This window comes from Nonomuraea roseoviolacea subsp. carminata, assembly GCF_024172185.1.
GTDB lineage: Bacteria > Actinomycetota > Actinomycetes > Streptosporangiales > Streptosporangiaceae > Nonomuraea > Nonomuraea roseoviolacea.
In genome coordinates this window covers 3,505,476-3,522,236 of the sequence record NZ_JAMZEC010000001.1, presented here as the reverse complement: position 1 = coordinate 3,522,236, position 16,761 = coordinate 3,505,476, and the positions used below count along the sequence as shown (strand labels likewise).

At 71.1% G+C, this 16,761-nt stretch carries 15 protein-coding genes; 8 read left to right on the top strand and 7 right to left on the bottom strand.

The window, feature by feature from the left end; genetic code table 11:
* Positions 1 to 18: 18 nt before the first annotated feature.
* The 5 genes from HD595_RS16410 to HD595_RS16390 all read right to left on the bottom strand — a co-directional run bounded on the left by HD595_RS16410 (position 19) and on the right by HD595_RS16390 (position 4,783).
* Positions 19 to 897, bottom strand: a complete 879-nt coding sequence (locus HD595_RS16410) for a bile acid:sodium symporter (protein WP_253769970.1) — start codon at positions 895 to 897, stop codon at positions 19 to 21.
* 75 nt (positions 898 to 972) lie between these two features.
* Entirely contained in the window at positions 973 to 2,307 is a 1,335-nt protein-coding gene (locus HD595_RS16405) for a Dyp-type peroxidase (protein ID WP_253769968.1), read from the bottom strand.
* A gap of 17 nt (positions 2,308 to 2,324) precedes the next feature.
* The gene (locus HD595_RS16400; protein ID WP_253769966.1) at positions 2,325 to 3,344 is read right to left on the bottom strand and encodes a hypothetical protein; all 1,020 of its coding nucleotides are present in this window, start codon (positions 3,342 to 3,344) and stop codon (positions 2,325 to 2,327) included.
* Positions 3,345 to 3,372: 28 nt separating this feature from the next.
* Entirely contained in the window at positions 3,373 to 3,906 is a 534-nt protein-coding gene (locus HD595_RS16395; protein ID WP_253769964.1) for a hypothetical protein, read from the bottom strand.
* A 106-nt stretch (positions 3,907 to 4,012) separates the two neighbouring features.
* Positions 4,013 to 4,783, bottom strand: a complete 771-nt coding sequence (locus tag HD595_RS16390; protein WP_253769962.1) for a M15 family metallopeptidase — start codon at positions 4,781 to 4,783, stop codon at positions 4,013 to 4,015.
* Positions 4,784 to 4,963: 180 nt separating this feature from the next.
* On the opposite strand from HD595_RS16390, the gene HD595_RS16385 reads away from it, so the two are divergent.
* From HD595_RS16385 to HD595_RS16360, 6 genes are read left to right on the top strand one after another with little or no spacing between them, the layout of a single operon-like run.
* Positions 4,964 to 5,314, top strand: a complete 351-nt coding sequence (locus HD595_RS16385; protein WP_253769960.1) for a bifunctional 3-phenylpropionate/cinnamic acid dioxygenase ferredoxin subunit — start codon at positions 4,964 to 4,966, stop codon at positions 5,312 to 5,314.
* Entirely contained in the window at positions 5,311 to 6,483 is a 1,173-nt protein-coding gene (locus HD595_RS16380) for an NAD(P)/FAD-dependent oxidoreductase (RefSeq protein WP_253769957.1), read from the top strand. The genes HD595_RS16385 and HD595_RS16380 overlap by 4 nt, the downstream gene beginning before the upstream one ends.
* A gap of 14 nt (positions 6,484 to 6,497) precedes the next feature.
* Entirely contained in the window at positions 6,498 to 7,583 is a 1,086-nt protein-coding gene (locus HD595_RS16375) for an S-(hydroxymethyl)mycothiol dehydrogenase (RefSeq protein WP_253769955.1), read from the top strand.
* Positions 7,583 to 8,203, top strand: coding sequence for an MBL fold metallo-hydrolase (locus HD595_RS16370; RefSeq protein ID WP_253769953.1), 621 nt, complete (start codon positions 7,583 to 7,585; stop codon positions 8,201 to 8,203). Before HD595_RS16375 ends, HD595_RS16370 begins: the two co-directional genes overlap by 1 nt.
* 26 nt (positions 8,204 to 8,229) lie before the next feature.
* Positions 8,230 to 9,351: an aromatic ring-hydroxylating oxygenase subunit alpha gene (locus HD595_RS16365; RefSeq protein WP_253769951.1), complete on the top strand. Its 1,122-nt coding sequence runs from the start codon at positions 8,230 to 8,232 to the stop codon at positions 9,349 to 9,351.
* Positions 9,352 to 9,353: 2 nt separating this feature from the next.
* Positions 9,354 to 11,600, top strand: a complete 2,247-nt coding sequence (locus HD595_RS16360; protein ID WP_253769949.1) for an FdhF/YdeP family oxidoreductase — start codon at positions 9,354 to 9,356, stop codon at positions 11,598 to 11,600.
* On the opposite strand, the gene HD595_RS16355 is transcribed toward HD595_RS16360, so the two are convergent.
* On the bottom strand, positions 11,572 to 12,345 hold the full coding sequence (locus HD595_RS16355; RefSeq protein WP_253769947.1) for an IclR family transcriptional regulator: 774 nt from the start codon (positions 12,343 to 12,345) through the stop codon (positions 11,572 to 11,574). The genes HD595_RS16360 and HD595_RS16355 overlap by 29 nt on opposite strands.
* A 127-nt stretch (positions 12,346 to 12,472) precedes the next feature.
* Here HD595_RS16355 and betA point away from each other — a divergent pair, with 127 nt between their 5' ends.
* Positions 12,473 to 14,116 carry a choline dehydrogenase gene (gene betA, locus HD595_RS16350; protein ID WP_253769945.1) on the top strand — a complete coding sequence of 548 codons (1,644 nt, stop codon included), beginning with the start codon at positions 12,473 to 12,475 and terminating at the stop codon, positions 14,114 to 14,116.
* A 90-nt stretch (positions 14,117 to 14,206) separates the two neighbouring features.
* On the opposite strand, the gene purU is transcribed toward betA, so the two are convergent.
* A complete protein-coding gene (gene purU, locus HD595_RS16345) occupies positions 14,207 to 15,070 on the bottom strand; it encodes a formyltetrahydrofolate deformylase (protein ID WP_253769943.1) in 864 nt (287 codons plus the stop codon).
* Between the two features lie 226 nt (positions 15,071 to 15,296).
* Between purU and HD595_RS16340 the strand changes: the two genes are divergently transcribed.
* Positions 15,297 to 16,757: an aldehyde dehydrogenase family protein gene (locus HD595_RS16340; protein WP_253769942.1), complete on the top strand. Its 1,461-nt coding sequence runs from the start codon at positions 15,297 to 15,299 to the stop codon at positions 16,755 to 16,757.
* Positions 16,758 to 16,761 lie beyond the last annotated feature (4 nt).

Sequence of the window (16,761 nt, the reverse complement as noted above, 5' to 3'; positions counted from 1 at the left end):
GCTCCTGCTCGGAGGCGCTCACGCGTCCTCACGCAGGGCGGCCGCGCGGCGACGGCTCAGCACCGCCGCGATGAGCACGGCCGCGGCCAGGCCGCTCAGCAGCACGGCGGCCAGCGCTCCGAGGACGGCGGGCTCGTCGCCGAAGGCGAGACCCACGGCGGCGAGCGCCGGCCCCGCGTTGCGCACCGCCGCGACCGAGCCCATGGTGGTGCGGCGCGCCGGTGGCCCGGTGGCGAGGGCCGTGCCCAGCGTGAAGGCGAGGACGGAGAAGACGAGGCCGGCGAGCAGGCTCAGTGAGCCGATCAGCGCGACGACATCACGCCAGTTGCCCACGAGCATGCCCGCCAGCACGGCCAGGAACGTCACGTTCGACGTCCTGGCGGCCACCGGATGCCAGGACAGCGCCGTGGCCGGCGCGTAGTGGCGGACGACCAGTCCGACGGCGAACGGCACGAGCTGGAGCACCGCCACGGTCAGCATCAGCGCCGGGACGTCGAGCGCGACTCCGCCGCCCACCGCCGCCGCCTTGAGCAGGACGTTCGCGGTCGGTCCGAAGGTGATGCTGCCGATGGCGGCGAGCAGCACCTGCATCGCCGCGCCCGCGACCACGTCGCCGCTCTGCACCATGCCGAGTTTCGCGCCGAACGGCCCGCCCGGTGAGGACGCGATCAGGAGCAACGCGACGGACGCCGCCGCCGGCAGGCCGAACAGCGCGGCGACGCCCCAGCCGAGGAGCGGGACGACCACCAGGTTGGCCAGGAGCACGAGCACGAGCAGCACGACGTTCGTGAGGACGGCGCGCAGGGCCGGCAGCGTCGCCCCGAGGCCGGCGGCGAACATGGTGGCCGCGATGAAGACGATCGTGACGGCGTTGAACAGCAGGTGCAGCGTGTCCATGTGGCTCCCGGCGTCGGCCCGGTCAGTCTGAGAGTCCGGTCAGTCTGAGAGTCCGGTCAAGCGGAATCGGCCCGGTCAGTCCGAGAGGTCGCCGAGCCAGCGCAGCGCGGTCAGGCCGGGCATGAAGCAGTATTCGCCGCCACGCGTGACGACGAACCGCGGCAGGGCGGCCAGCCGCCGCCGTACGGGACGACGGGGGACGGTGAAGTCGCCGGAGCCGTCGTGGGAGCCGAGGACGGGGTCCTTCGCGTCGCCCGCTCCGAAGAAGACGCCGTCGTTCATCCATTCGGACTGGACGAACTCGAACTGCCGCCCGAGATGGGTCCCGACGAAGGCGAACATCAGCCCCCGGTCGGCCCCGTCGTCCTCCAGGACGCCTTCGGGCAGCGGCGGGCCGTACGCGGTGCCGCGCCTGATCATGCGGTGCAGCCTCGGCACCCCGGCCACGGCCGCGTCACGCGGGTTGCCGCGGCGGATGTGGCAACCGCCCGGGGTCGTGAAGCCGGTGGGATCGTCCCGCTCGAACAGGAAGGCGTTGTTGCGCGTGCGGTCGGCGCCGAGGCCGGGGTCGTCGTGCAGCGGGCTGAGCGCCAGGGGCGCGCCGCTGCGCCAGCGGCCCATGATCTTCGCCGCCAGCAGCTCCTCGTCCTCGGGGCCGGTGGAGTTGTCCCTCAGGTAGCGCCGGAACAGGGCGACGCGCTGGTGGAGCTTGCGGAAGACCACGTAGGTGCCGTTGCGTCCGAGCACGTCGGGCTGAGGGGTCTGGACGCCGCCGAGCTCGTCGGGGTGGCCGAGCACGAACTCACCGGCCTTGAGCGGCGTCTCCAGCGGGTTCGACCCGGCTGTGCCGCTGCCCTCGACGGCGGGGTGGCTGATGCCGTCGCGGTAGCCGAACGGTTCGGTCTCGGTGGGCAGCGCGTGGCAGTTCTGCCGCCAGATCGCCGTCACACCGGTCAGGGCCTCGTAGGCCGGTCGGGCTCGGTCGACGGCGGCCTCCAGGCGCGCGCTGTCGGGCGCGAGCGCCACCAGCACGACATGGACGTCGGGCGTGCCGAGCGGGGGCTCCCAGTTCTCGGGGGCGCTCTCGCCGACGTCGCCCAGCGCGCCGGCCCGTGCCGCCATGCCCTGCCTGAACTCCCAGGCGAACGTGTCCAGCCACTCCTGCCGGACACCGAGCGCCTTGAGACCGTGGTAGGTGAGCGCGACGCTGACCCAGGTCTCGCCCAGCGGGCTGACCGTGTCGGCGGCCGAGGTCACCACGGCGCTCACGCGCCGCATCAGCTCCCGTCCGTGGTCGCGGTCGTCGATGCGGAACAGGATGTAGGTCGCCGCGTACGGTGTCGGCCGCGGGCTGAGAACTCCGCGCTGGATGTCGTCGAGCTCCAGCTTGACCTGGGTGTCGTCGCTCACCTGAACCCCCCGGGGCGCTACTTCACCGTGACGATGTTGTTCCAGAAGGTGCGCAGGCTCTCGTCGATCCCGAACAGCGAGCTGAAGATCGTGGTGTCGGCGAAGATCACGTCTCCGGCCCGGTCCCCGGCGGGTGGCATCCACAGGAACATGTTGAACTCGGTGTTGCCCGCCTCGGTGAACGGATGCGGCGGCCTGGACATGTCGATCGGCTGCCTGCCCAGCACGTGGATGACGTTCGGGTCGTCGGTGGTCACGGCGTAGTGGGGCAGGTGCATGTGGAAGTTGAAGCTGGAGACCCCTTCCAGCCACCCCTTGGTGTCCAGGTCCCTGGCGATCGACAGCGGGGCGCTCTTGCGCCCGTCCGTCACCGCGGGCCGGAGGCCGTAACGGTTCTCGACCGGTATCCCGAGCCCTTCCATCAGCGACCGGGTGTACCTGCCGAAGCGCTGCCGGCGGGGCACCAGCGCGTCGCCGTGGTGGTGGTACTCCATGTCGCGCACCGCCATGTCGTCCGACGCGCCGACGTCGTGGTGCGGCCCGAGGGCCAGGCAGGTGCCTTCGCGGGTGAGGAAGTCGCGCAGCGCCTCGATCTCGCCCGGCGTGGCGTCCTGTCCGGTGATCATGTGGTCCAGGCCCCACACGAACAGGGTGTCGGTGTCGGCCAGCACCCGCTCGTCCAGCGGGGTGTGGAAACCGGCCTGGTCGACGCGCTGGTACACGGGCACGGGATAGCCGGTCGTCTCCTCGACGAACTGCTGGAAGGGCAGCCAGCCCCAGAAGAACAGCTCCAGCCCGCCCGCGATGCCCTGTTGGAAGCGCAGCGGATCCGACCATCTCGGGTCCTCGTAGGCCGGCCACGTCACGCGCCGCACCTCGGTCATCGTGGAGAACCGGTCGTCCAGCCGGGTCACGTCCGCGCCGGCCTCGGCGGGATAGCTCCACGCGACGTAGATGCTCAGCCGGCGCCGGCCGGGGATGTACGGGCGCGGCACATGGTGCTGGTTGTAGGTCCGCGCGGTCATGGACTCGCTCATGTCGGTCTCCGCAAGGCGCTGGTCGATGTCACTGCAGCTGGTCGAGCATCTCCGACAGGGCGCTCTTGACCCGCAGGGCCTTCTTGATCTCGTCGGCGCTGACGTACGGGTACTCGCCGTACTCGATGAAGCTCGGGCACTGGTGCTCGCGCACGTACCTGACGAACGCCTCGGGGTTGGTCTTCCAGTCCTCGGGGAATCCCACGAGGTTCTCGAAGACCGTGTTCACCCCCACCTTGCCGAACAGCGCGACGGCGTCCTCGGTGTACTTGTCGAAGTCGGTGTCGAAGATCCCCTGGTACATGAAGCGGGTGTCGTCGTCGAAGAGCACCCAGCGCAGGTAGTGCAGCTTCAGGGGGGCGAGCAGGTGCGGGTCGTCCTCCAGCGCCTTGGCCAGCACGTGGCCGTGGTTACGGATCGCCTCGGCCCGGCCGGGCTTGACGTCGGCGATGATGGTGAACCCGTAACACGCCGGGGTCCGCGGGTAGATGGGGCCGTACCTGCCCTGCTCCAGGTGGTCGGTCTCCTTGGGGATGGCGACCGCCTTCGGCGTGATCTCCATGGCCGTCCTCTCCGTCGCCCTGCTCGAAGGGGGAGGATGAAGCGGCCTGACTGCCGTCATTGTCACATGAAACGGCGTCGAGGGGCGAGGCCGTCCGCGGAAAGTTTCAGCGCCCGCTGCGGGAGAAGTGCTGGTAGTCCTTGGTGCCGGACCAGGAGCCGCCCCAGCCCCAGCCCACTGCGGCGAACGCGCGCACCACGCGGTCGCCCGGGTTGATGACGGCCTTGCCGTGCATCGGCCGGTGGGCGTACTTCTTGGCGTTGGCGTGGGCGGTGCCGCCGGAGGCGGTCACGTACGGGTTCTCGCGCGGGTTGAGGTCCACGGCCTCCCCGTACGCGTGGTTGGACCAGTTGCTCGACCCCGTGGCGGCGCGGCAGTTGAAGGCCGAGGTGTTGTCGGCGTCGATGGAGTCGTAGTCGTCGCCCTTGTAGACGTCCACGAGCCGCATCTGCCTGATCGGGTAGCGCATGGCGTACAGCTTCTTGAAGACGGTCACGATGTCGTCGGTGACGGTCTTGCGCACGACCAGCTCGCCGGTGTGGGCGCGGTCGTCGAAGCCCCAGTACGTCATCGTGACCAGGCGCAGATCCTGGTAGGAGACCGGGCAGCCGGGGCGCCAGGAGTACGGCAGGCGCTTGCGGGCGATGGGGGTCACCTTGGCGGTGAACGCCGGCGGGCCGGTCCGCGTCGGGGAGGGCGAGGGGGAGGGCGTGGGTGCCGGTGTGGTGGCGCCCGCCCCGCTGGTCGAGGACGCGGCGGCGGACGGCGGCGGGCTCTGCGTGGACGGCGCGGCCGAGGACCCGGCCGGGGACGACTGACCGCCGCCGCACGAGATGGCGGCGAGCGCCACGAGCGCCATGGTGGCAGCACCTTTCATCTGGCCACCCTACGCGAAGCCGGTCCGGCGCCCCAGCCGAGGTTCGCAGCCGGCGCTTTCCCGGCAAACGGACAATCACCTCACAGGTCACCGCAAACCGGTATTGACATCCGCATTCCGCACCCGCACTCTGTTGCGTATAGCGCTAGACGTTGCTCTTTGTGAAACCGGGGTGTGCCAATGATCCCAGCGTGCCCTCTCGCGTCACTGCCGCGAGGCGAGGCCCTCCGCCTCGACGTCGATCCGCCCATCGCCGTCTTCCACACCGACGACGGTGAGATCTTCGCGATCGACGACACCTGCACCCACCAGGACGCCTCGCTGGCCGACGGCTGGCTGGAGGGCTGCGAGGTCGAGTGCCCGCTGCACGCCTCGCGGTTCGACCTGCGCACCGGGCAGGTGGACGCTCCACCCGCCAAGCGGCCGGTCCGCACCCACGAGGTCGTCGTCGAGGACGACACCATCTACGTGGTGCCGTCGGACGCGCCGCCCAACCTCCCGCCGGGAGTCACCCTCAAGGAGCAGGCGTGAACACGATCTGCGTGGTCGGCGCCTCGCTCGCCGGGCTGCTCACCGCCCGCGCCCTGCGCAGCCAGGGCTACGGCGGGCGGATCGTCGTCATCGGCGAGGAACAGCACCGGCCCTACGACCGCCCCCCGCTGTCCAAGGACTTCCTCAAGGGCGCGATCGGCGAGGCCGACCTGGCCCTGGAGGGCGAGGACGAGGAGCCGGGCATCGAATGGCGGCTCGGCGTGGCCGCCACCCGCCTCGACGCGACCGCCCGCCGCCTCACGCTGAGCGACGGCACGTCCCTCGCGGCCGACGGCGTCGTCATCGCCACCGGCGCGGCCGCGCGCACGCTGCCCGGCACCGAGGGGCTGGCCGGCGTGCACACGCTGCGCACCCTGGACGACGCCCGCGCCCTGCGCGCCGACCTCGCGACCGCCAGGAGGCTGGTGGTGATCGGCGGCGGCTTCATCGGCGCCGAGGTCGCCGCCACGGCGCGCGAGCTGGGCCTCGACGTCACGCTCGTCGAGTCGGGTCCGGCGCCGCTGGCCGGCGTCATCGGCCTGACGATGGCGCAGGCCCTGGCCGGCCTGCACGAGGAGCGCGGCGTCCGGCTGGTCCGCGGCGTCCAGGTGACGGAGGTGACCGGCACGGAGCGCGCCGACGGCGTGCGGCTGTCGGACGGCACGCACCTGCCCGCCGACGTCGTGGTCGCCGGGATCGGGGCCGTGCCCAACATCGCCTGGCTGGGGGACAGCGGGCTGGAGCTGGGCGACGGCGTGCTCTGCGACGAGGGCGGCGGCGCGTCCGTGCCCGGCGTCGTGGCCGTCGGCGACTGCGCCGCCTGGTGGGACCCGGCACAGGGCCGCCACCACCGGATCGAGCACTGGACCGGCGCCCGCCAGCGGGCCGTCGTCGCGGCGGCGACCCTGCTGTCCGGCGGCACCGCCCGCCCCGAGCCGGCGCGGCCCGCCTACTTCTGGTCAGACCAGTTCGACGTGAAGATCCAGTTCATCGGGCACGCCCGGGACGCGGACACGGTGACCGTGGAGGAGGGCGACCCGGCGGGCGGCAGCTTCCTCGCCGTCTACCGGCAGGGAGACCGGCCGGTGGCGGTGCTGGGCGTCAACCAGGTCCGGCTGTTCACCCGCTGGCGCCGCCGTTTGGAGACCGCGCCGGTTCAGGCCGGCTGAGACAGGAGTGAATCATGGCTCATGAAGTACGCGGCGTGGTCGCGACGGGCAAGGGCAAGCCGGTCAGCCTGGAGACGATCCTGGTGCCGGACCCGGGGCCCGGCGAGGCGCTGGTCAAGGTGCAGGCGTGCGGCGTCTGCCACACCGACCTGCACTACCGCGAGGGCGGCATCAACGACGACTTCCCGTTCCTGCTCGGCCACGAGGCGGCCGGGGTGGTCGAGGCGGTCGGCCCGGATGTCACCGAGGTCGCGCCCGGCGACTTCGTCATCCTCAACTGGCGGGCGGTGTGCGGGTCGTGCCGCTCCTGTCTCAGGGGCCGCCCGCAGTACTGCTTCGCCACCCACAACGCCACCCAGAAGATGACGCTCGTGGACGGCACGCCGCTCAGCCCGGCGCTGGGCATCGGCGCGTTCGCGGAGAAGACGCTGGTGGCCGCGGGACAGTGCACCAAGGTCGACCCGGCCGCCTCCCCGGCCGCCGCGGGACTCCTCGGGTGCGGCGTGATGGCCGGTCTCGGCGCGGCCGTGAACACCGGCGCGGTCGGCCGCGGCGACTCGGTCGCGGTCATCGGCTGCGGCGGCGTCGGCAACGCGGCGGTCGCCGGGGCGCGGCTGGCCGGCGCCACCACGATCGTCGCCGTCGACGTGGACGACCGGAAGCTGGAGTGGGCGCGCGGCTTCGGCGCGACGCACACCGTGAACGCCAAGGAGAGCGACCCCGTCGAGCGGATCAGGGAGCTGACCGGCGGGTTCGGCGCGGACGTGGTCATCGACGCCGTCGGGCGTCCCGAGACGTACAAGCAGGCGTTCTACGCCCGCGACCTGGCGGGGACGGTCGTGCTCGTCGGGGTGCCGACGCCGGAGATGACGCTGGAGCTGCCGCTGCTCGACGTCTTCGGCCGCGGCGGCGCGCTGAAGTCGTCGTGGTACGGCGACTGCCTGCCCAGCCGCGACTTCCCCATGCTGGTCTCCCTCTTCCTGCAGGGCCGCTTCGAGCTGGACGCCTTCGTCACCGAGACCATCGGCCTGGAGGACGTCGAGGAGGCCTTCGCCAAGATGCACCACGGCGAGGTGCTGCGGTCCGTGGTGGTGCTCTGATGCTGGCCAAGACAGTCACGTCGGGGACGTTCTCGCTCGACGGCGGCACCTGGGACGTCGACAACAACGTCTGGCTGATCGGCGACGACGACCAGGTGCTCGTGATCGACGCGGCCCACGACGCCGACGCGATCGAGCGCGCGGTGGACGGCCGGCGCGTGACCGCGATCGTGTGCACGCACGCCCACGACGACCACGTGAACGCCGCGCCCGAGCTGGCCGCCCGCACCGGCGCGCCCGTGCTGCTGCACCCGGACGACGAGGTGCTGTGGAAGCTCGCGCACCCGTCGGCCACGCCCGACCGGGCGCTGGCGAACGGGCAGATCCTGCGGGTCGGCGACCTGGCCGTGCATGTCCTGCACACCCCGGGGCACGCTCCGGGTGCGGTCTGCCTGTACGTGCCGGAGCTCGGCGCGCTGTTCTCGGGCGACACCCTGTTCCAGGGCGGCCCGGGGGCGACGGGCAGGTCGTACAGCGACTTCCCGACGATCATCGCGTCGATCAGCGGGACCCTGCTCACACTCCCCGCCGAGACGGTGGTGCACACCGGCCACGGCGACGACACCACCATCGGAGCCGAGGCTCCGCATCTTGAGGACTGGATCCGCCGAGGACACTGACCCGGCCGTATCAGAGGAGTACTCCCGTGACCGCCTCACCAACGACGACCTCCAGCGTGATCCCCACCCTGCCGGGCCGCTACTACACCGATCCGGAGCTCTTCGCGCTGGAGCAGAAGAACATCTTCGAGGCGATGTGGTTCTGCGTGGTGCGCTCGTCCGACCTGCCCAAGCCGGGCTCGTTCAAGACGGTGCAGGTCGGCACCGAGAACCTGATCATCAGCCGGGCGCGTGACGGGTCGGTCCGCGCCTTCTACAACGTGTGCCGGCACCGCGGCGCGACCCTCTGCACGGAGGAGTCGGGCGAGGTGAAGCGCGCCTTCCAGTGCCCGTACCACGCGTGGACCTACGACCTGGACGGCAAGCTGATCGCGGCGCCCAACCTGAGCAAGATGAACGACCTGGACCGCGTGCAGTACGGGCTGGTCAAGGCGCACGTGCGGGAGTGGCTCGGCTACGTGTGGGTCTGCCTGGCCGAGAACCCGCCGTCGTTCGAGCAGGACGTGCAGGGCGCGGTGGCGGAGCGGCTGGGCTCCGTGGAGCTGATCGACAACTACGGCATGCCGGAGCTGGAGGTGGGCCGGCGCATCGTCTACGACGTCAAGGCCAACTGGAAGCTCATCGTCGAGAACTTCATGGAGTGCTACCACTGCGCCACGATCCACCCGGAGCTGACCGAGGTGCTGCCGGAGTTCGCCGACGGCTACGCCGCGCAGTACTTCGTGGGCCACGGCGCGGAGTTCGGCGAGCAGATCGAGGGCTTCACCGTCGACGGCTCGGCCGGGCTCGACCGCATCCCCGGCGTGAGCGAGGACCAGGACCGCCGCTACTACGCGATCACCATCAAGCCGCAGGTGTTCATCAACCTGGTGCCCGACCACGTTATCCTGCACCGCATGTTCCCCCTCGCGGTTGACCGCACGGTCGTCGAGTGCGACTGGCTGTACCTACCCGACGTCGTGGCCAGCGGCAAGGACCTCGACAAGTCCGTCGAGCTCTTCCACCGGGTCAACGAGCAGGACTTCGACGCCTGTGAGCGCTGCCAGCCGGCGATGAGCTCGCGCACGTACGCGGAGGGCGGCGTGCTCGTCCCGAGCGAGCACCACATCGGCGCCTTCCACGAGTGGGTCCAGGACCGGATCGGCTGACGGTGAGCGGCGAAGACGACGAGGAAGCGCGCGTCCGCTCGCCCAAGGACTGGGCGGGCGGGCTGCCCGCGGTGGGGCACGCGATGCAGATCGCCCACCGCCAGATGGGCGCCGCGCGCTCCGTCCGGACGTTACTGCTGGTCAACCAGAAGAACGGCTTCGACTGCCCCGGCTGCGCCTGGCCGGAGGGCGAGCACCGCAGCCCCGCGGAGTTCTGCGAGAACGGCGCGAAGGCGGTCGCCGAGGAGGCCACCACGCGCCGGGTCGGGCCGGAGTTCTTCGCCGCCCACCCGGTGGGCGACCTGGCGACCCGCAGCGACTACTGGCTCGGCCAGCAGGGCCGGCTGACCGAGCCGATGCACAAGCCGCCCGGCTCCGACCACTACGTGCCGATCAGCTGGGAGCGGGCGTTCGAGATCGTCGCCAGGGAGCTGCGCGCCCTCGGCAGCCCTGACGAGGCCGTCTTCTACACCTCGGGCCGCACCTCGAACGAGGCGGCCTTCGCGTACCAGTTGTTCGTGCGCCGGCTGGGCACCAACAACCTGCCGGACTGCTCGAACATGTGCCACGAGTCCAGCGGCTCGGCGCTGACCGAGACGCTGGGCATCGGCAAGGGCACGGTGTCGCTGGACGACCTGCACCGCGCCGAGCTGATCTTCGTGGTGGGGCAGAACCCCGGCACGAACCATCCCCGCATGCTGACGGCGCTGGAGCGGGCCAAGCGCGGCGGGGCGCGGATCATCGCCGTCAACCCGCTGCCCGAGGCGGGCCTGCTGCGCTTCAAGAACCCGCAGCGTCCGTCCGGGCTGGGCCGCGGCACCGCGCTGGCCGACCGTTTCCTGCAGATCCGGCTCAACGGCGACATGGCGCTGTTCCAGGCGCTGTCGCTGCTGCTGCTCGACACCGCCGACCGGCGCTTCGTCGAGGAGCACACGTACGGGTTCGAGGCGTGGGAGAAGCACCTGCGCGACCTCGACTGGGAGAAGGTCCTGGCGGCGACGGGGCTGTCGCGGGAGGAGCTGGAGGAGACGGCCCGCGACGTGCGCGCGGCGGGCTCGGTCGTCGTCTGCTGGGCGATGGGGCTGACGCAGCACCGCAACTCGGTGGCGACGATCAGGGAGGTGGTCAACTTCCTGCTGCTGCGCGGCAACGTCGGCCGTCCCGGGGCGGGCGTGTGCCCGGTGCGCGGCCACTCCAACGTGCAGGGCGACCGGACCATGGGCATCTACGAGAAGCCCTCGGCCGCCTTCCTCGACGCGCTGGGCGGGGAGTTCGGGTTCGAGCCGCCGCGCCGCCACGGGCTGGACACGGTGGACGCGATCCGCGCCATGCGCGACGGATCGGTCAAGGTCTTCTTCGGCATGGGCGGCAACTTCGTCCGGGCGACCCCCGACAGCGACGTGACGGAGGCGGCGCTGCGCCGTACCCGGCTGACGGTGCAGGTGTCCACCAAGCTCAACCGCTCGCACGCGGTGTGCGGCGAGGAGGCGCTCATCCTGCCGGTGCTGGGACGCACCGAGCGCGACGAGGCCGGCTACGTCACGGTCGAGGACTCCATGGGGCTCGTCCACGCCTCCAGGGGCCGGCTCAAACCGGCCTCGCCGCACCTGCTCTCGGAGGTGGCGGTCGTCTGCCGGCTGGCCCGCGAGCTGTTCGGCGACGACCCGCACGTGCCGTGGGCGGAGTTCGAGCGCGACCACGGCGCGATCAGGGACCGCATCGCGCGGGTCGTCCCCGGCTTCGAGGACTTCAACGCGCGGGCCCCCGGCGGGTTCGCGCTGCCGAACGCGCCGAGGGACGAGCGCCGCTTCCCGACGGCCACGGGCCGGGCCAACTTCACCGTCAACGAGCTGGAGGTGCTGGACGTGCCTCCGGGCCGGCTGCTGCTCCAGACGGTGCGCAGCCACGACCAGTACAACACCACGATCTACGGGCTCGACGACCGCTACCGCGGGGTCAAGGCGGGCCGCCGGGTGGTCTTCGTGCACCCCGACGACCTGGCCGAGCGCGAGCTGGCCGACGGCGACCTGGTGGACCTGGTCAGCGAGTGGCCCGACGGCGAGCGCACGGCCCCGGGGTTCAGGGTGATCGCCTATCCCACGGCCCGCGGCTGCTGCGCGGCCTACTTCCCCGAGACGAACGTGCTGGTGCCGCTCGACTCGGTGGCCGAGACGTCCAACACCCCGACCTCGAAGAGCGTGGTGATCCGGCTGGTGCGGGCTAGCCCGCGTAGCCCAGCCGGCGGCTGATCTCCTCGGCCCCGCCGACGAGGACGGGGGCGAGCTCGCGCATGCGCTCGCCGCTGAACCGGTAGGCGGGCCCGGACGCGCTGACCGCGGCGACGACCTCGCCGTGGTAGGCGCGGATGGGCGCGGCCATGGCGTTCAGCCCGTCCTCCAGCTCCTCCAGGGTGTAGGCGCAGCCCGTCGCGCGGACCTCGGCGAGCTGCTCCTGGAGCTTGTCGAGGTCGGTGACGGTCCGCGGCGTGAGGCTCTCCAGGTGGACGCCCGACAGCAGCCGGGCGCGCTCGTTGTCGTCGAGGTAGGCGAGGAGCACCTTGCCGCTGGAGGTGGCGTGCAGCGGGGTGATCTGGCCGACCCAGTTGTACGCGGTGACGGCCGACGGGCCGCGGACCTGGTCGAGGTTGACCGCGTAGGCTGAGCGGAGCACGGCGATGTTGACCGTCTCGCCGATCTCCTCGGCCAGGCGGTGGCACACGGGCCGGGCGCGCTGGGTGACGTCCATCTGCGTGCTGACCCCGCCGGCCAGGCGGATGATGCCGAAGCCGAGACGATACTTCCCGCGGTCCTCGGCCTGCTCGACCAGGCCGCGTGCCTCCAGCGCGCCGAGCAGCCGGAACGCCGTCGACTTGTGCACGTCGATCTCGGCCGCGACCTCGCTCACACCCGCCTCGCCCCGGCGGGAGAGGATCTCCAGGACGCTGATCGCCCGGTCGACCGACTGCACACCGCCACTGCCCGACTCGTTGCTCATAGCGAAACTGTAAGTGCTTTGAGGAACTTCCGTCGATCGCACCAGGAAAAGATCTCTTGTTGCGACTAGTGAAACGCAGTGCGTATGGCGCTACGATTTGGTGAAACGTGCGATGAGACGAGGCACTATGACGTCACACCACTACGACTTCGTCATCGTCGGAGGCGGCTCGGCCGGCTGCGCCCTGGCCAACCGGCTCTCCGCGGACCCCGGCACGAAGGTGCTGGTCCTGGAGGCCGGCCGGCCGGACTATCCGTGGGACGTGTTCATCCACATGCCGGCCGCCCTCCCCTTCCCGATCGGCAACCGCTTCTACGACTGGCGCTACGAGTCCGAGCCCGAACCGTTCATGCACGGCCGGCGGATCTACCACGCCCGCGGAAAGGTGCTCGGCGGCTCCAGCAGCATCAACGGCATGATCTTCCAGCGCGGCAACCCCATGGACTACGAGCGCTGGGGCGCCGACCCGGGGATGAAGAACTGGGACTACGCCCACTGCCTGCCGTACTTCAAGCGGATGGAGAACTGCCTGGGTGATCCGGGCACGCCCTTCCGCGGCCACGACGGACCGCTGGTCATGGAGCGCGGGCCGGCCACCACGCCGCTGTTCGGGGCGTTCTTCGAGGCCGTCCAGCAGGCCGGCTATCCCCTCACGGACGACGTCAACGGCTACCGCCAGGAGGGCTTCGCCCGCTTCGACCGCAACATCAGGAACGGCCGCCGGCTCAGCGCGGCGCGCGCCTACCTGCACCCCGTGCTCAAACGGCCCAACCTCACGGTCAAGACCCGCGCGTTCGTCTCGCGGATCCTCTTCGAGGGCACGCGGGCGGTCGGCGTGGAGTACGACGGCGGCACCGTGCGGGCCAAGGAGGTCATCCTGGCCGGCGGCGCCATCAACTCCCCGCAACTGCTCCAGTTGTCCGGCGTCGGCAACGCCAAGGAGCTCGCCGCCCTCGGCATCGACGTGGTGCACGACCTGCCGGGCGTCGGCGAGAACCTGCAGGACCACCTGGAGGTCTACATCCAGCACGGCTGCTCCCAGCCGGTCTCGATGCAGCCCAACCTGCAGAAGTGGCGGCACCCGTGGATCGGCGCGCAGTGGCTGTTCGCGCGCCGGGGCCCGGGGGCGACCAACCACTTCGAGGCGGGCGGGTTCGTCCGCAGCAACGACGACGTCGACTACCCCAACCTGATGTTCCACTTCCTGCCCATCGCCGTGCGCTACGACGGCTCGGCGCCCGCGGGCGGGCACGGCTACCAGGTGCACGTCGGGCCGATGTACTCCGACGCCCGCGGCTCGGTGAAGCTCAAGAGCACCGACCCCCGGCAGCATCCGGCCCTGCGGTTCAACTACCTGTCCACCGAGCAGGACCGCAGGGAGTGGGTGGAGGCCGTCAGGGTCGCCCGGAGCATCCTCGGCCAGCCCGCCCTGGGGGCGTTCAGCACCGGCGAGGTGTCGCCGGGGCCGTCCGTGGAGACCGACGAGGAGATCCTCGACTGGGTCGCCCGGGACGGCGAGACGGCGCTGCATCCCTCCTGCACGGCCAGGATGGGGATCGACGAGATGTCCGTGCTCGACCCGGAGACCATGCGGGTCCACGGCGTCGACGGACTGCGCGTGGTGGACGCCTCGGCCATGCCGTACGTCACCAACGGCAACATCTACGCGCCGGTCATGATGCTGGCGGAGAAGGCGGCCGACCTCATCCTCGGCAACACCCCGCTCCCGCCCGAGACCACCGCGTTCTACCGGCACCGCGCCCAGCCGTAGGCACAAGAAGGAGGCGGTGGGGGCCCGCCGCGGTCCCCACCGCCTCCTTGCCTGTTCTCCCGCCTCGGCGGGAGTCTGTTCTCTCCCGCCTCAGCGGAAGACGACTGTGCGATCCCCGTTGAGCAGGACGCGCTGCTCGCTGTGCCACTTCACGGCCCGGGCGAGCACCTGCGCCTCGACGTCCCGGCCCACCGCGCTCAGGTCGTCGGGGTCGAGCTCGTGGTCCACCCGGGCCACGTCCTGCTCGATGATCGGGCCCTCGTCGAGGTCCGCCGTGACGTAGTGCGCGGTCGCGCCGATGAGCTTCACGCCGCGCTCGTGCGCCTGGTGGTACGGCTTGGCGCCCTTGAAGCCCGGCAGGAACGAGTGGTGGATGTTGATGGCCCGGCCTTCCAGCCGCTTGCACGTCTCGTCGGACAGGATCTGCATGTAGCGGGCCAGCACGACGAGGTCGGCCTCGTACTCCTCGACCAGCTCCAGCACCCTGGCCTCGGCCTCGGCCTTGGTGTCCGGGGTGACCGGCAGGTGGTGGAACGGCACGCCGTAGGAGGCGGCGAGCGGTTCGAGGTCGGGGTGGTTGGAGACGATCGCCGGGATCTCGATGTTCAGGCCGCCCACCTGCTTGCGGAAGAGCAGGTCGTTCACGCAGTGGCCGAACTTCGAGACCATGATGAGCGACCTGGTGGGCGTCGCGGCGTCGTTGAGCTGCCAGGTCATCTGGAACGACTCGCCGACGTAGGCGAAGCCGGCGCGCAGCTCGTCGAGGCCGTGCCGGGCCGCGAAGTGGACGCGCATGAAGAAGCCGCCGCCCCTGCGGTCGTTGAACTGCTTGCTCTGGAGCATGTTGCCGCCGTGCTGTACCAGGAAGCTCGTCACCGCGTACACGATGCCCGGCTTGTCGGCACAGGAGACCGTGAGGATGAACTCGCGTCCAGGATCGGGCCGAGGAGACATCGCACCTCCTGGTGTTGCGTGTTGCGTATGACGCAAGACGGTGATGTATACGCAACAGGGTGATGTCCTGGCTCGCTCCCGTCAAGAGGGGGCGGGGAAGAGCGAAAGCGCAGCGTAGGGATTCGGCGGGGATTTGCCCCAGGTCTTGACGAATCGCAACCAGCCGTCGATTCTGTTCCCCATTAAGCATTGCCTTGCGCAGTACGCAACGATCAAAGGTGTGCCGATGACCGATCTCTACATCGGCGGCACGTGGACCAAGCCAGCCGACGGTGGCCAGCGCAGCATTCACTCGCCCGCCGACGGCAGTCTCGTTACCACGGTCGCAGAAGCCACCGCGACCGACGCCGTGGCCGCGATCCAGGCCGCCAGGCAGGCGTTCGACCACGGCCCCTGGCCGGGCACCCCGGCCCGTGAGCGCGGCGCGCTCCTCCACCGGGTCGCCGACCTGCTGGAGCGCGACCGGGCGGAGTTCGCCCGCGCCGAGTCGGGTGACACCGGCAAGCGCATCGTGGAGAGCGAGTACGACGTCGACGACTCCGTCGCCTCACTACGCTACTTCGCCGGCGTCGCCGGCACCGACGCGGGACGCGTGGTCGACACCGGCCGCGACGACGCGATCAGCCGGATCGTCTACGAGCCGGTCGGCGTGTGCGGCCTGATCACCCCCTGGAACTACCCGCTCCTCCAGGCGACCTGGAAGGTCGCCCCCGCCCTGGCGGCGGGCAACACCTTCGTCCTCAAGCCCAGCGAGCTCACCCCCAGCACCGCGATCCTGCTGATGCGCGCGCTGGAGGAGGCGGGCCTGCCCGCGGGCGTCGCCAACCTGGTGCTCGGCGCCGGGGCGGCGGCCGGCGCGCCGCTCGCCGAGCACCCGGACGTGGACCTGGTGTCGTTCACCGGCGGCCTGGCCACCGGGCGGCGCCTCATGGCCGCGGCTTCGGCCACGGTCAAGCGGGTGGCACTCGAACTCGGCGGGAAGAACCCCAACGTGGTCTTCGCCGACGCCGACTTCGAAGCGGCGGTCGACTTCGCGCTCACGGCCGTGTTCCTGCACTCGGGACAGGTCTGCTCCGCCGGAGCCCGGCTGCTCGTGGAGGACTCCCTGCACGACGCGTTCGTGGACGAGCTCGTCCGGCGGGCCGAGCTGATCCGGCTGGGCGGGCCGTACGACCCGGAGGCCCACACGGGCCCGCTCATCTCCGCGGCGCACCTCGCCAAGGTGGAGGAGTACGTGGCGGCGGGCCTGGCCGAGGGCGCGGTCCTGCGCTGCGGCGGCTACCGGCCCGACGGCCCCGGCTTCTTCTACCGGCCCACCGTGCTCGACGAGTGCAAGCAGGGCATGAGCGTGGTGCGGGAGGAGTCGTTCGGCCCCGTGCTGACCGTCGAGCGCTTCACCACCGAGGACGAGGCCGTCCGCCTCGCCAACGACACCGAGTACGGCCTGGCCGGCGCCGTCTGGACCCAGGACGCGGGCAAGGCCCAGCGCGTGGCCGGCCGGCTGCGCGCCGGCACGGTGTGGATCAACGACTACCACCCCTACGTGCCGCAGGCCGAGTGGGGTGGCTTCAAGCAGTCCGGCATCGGCCGCGAGCTGGGGCCGACCGGGCTGGACGAGTACCGAGAGATCAAGCATGTGTGGCAGAACATCCGCCCGCGCGCCCAGAAGTGGTTCCCAGCGAACTGACGCT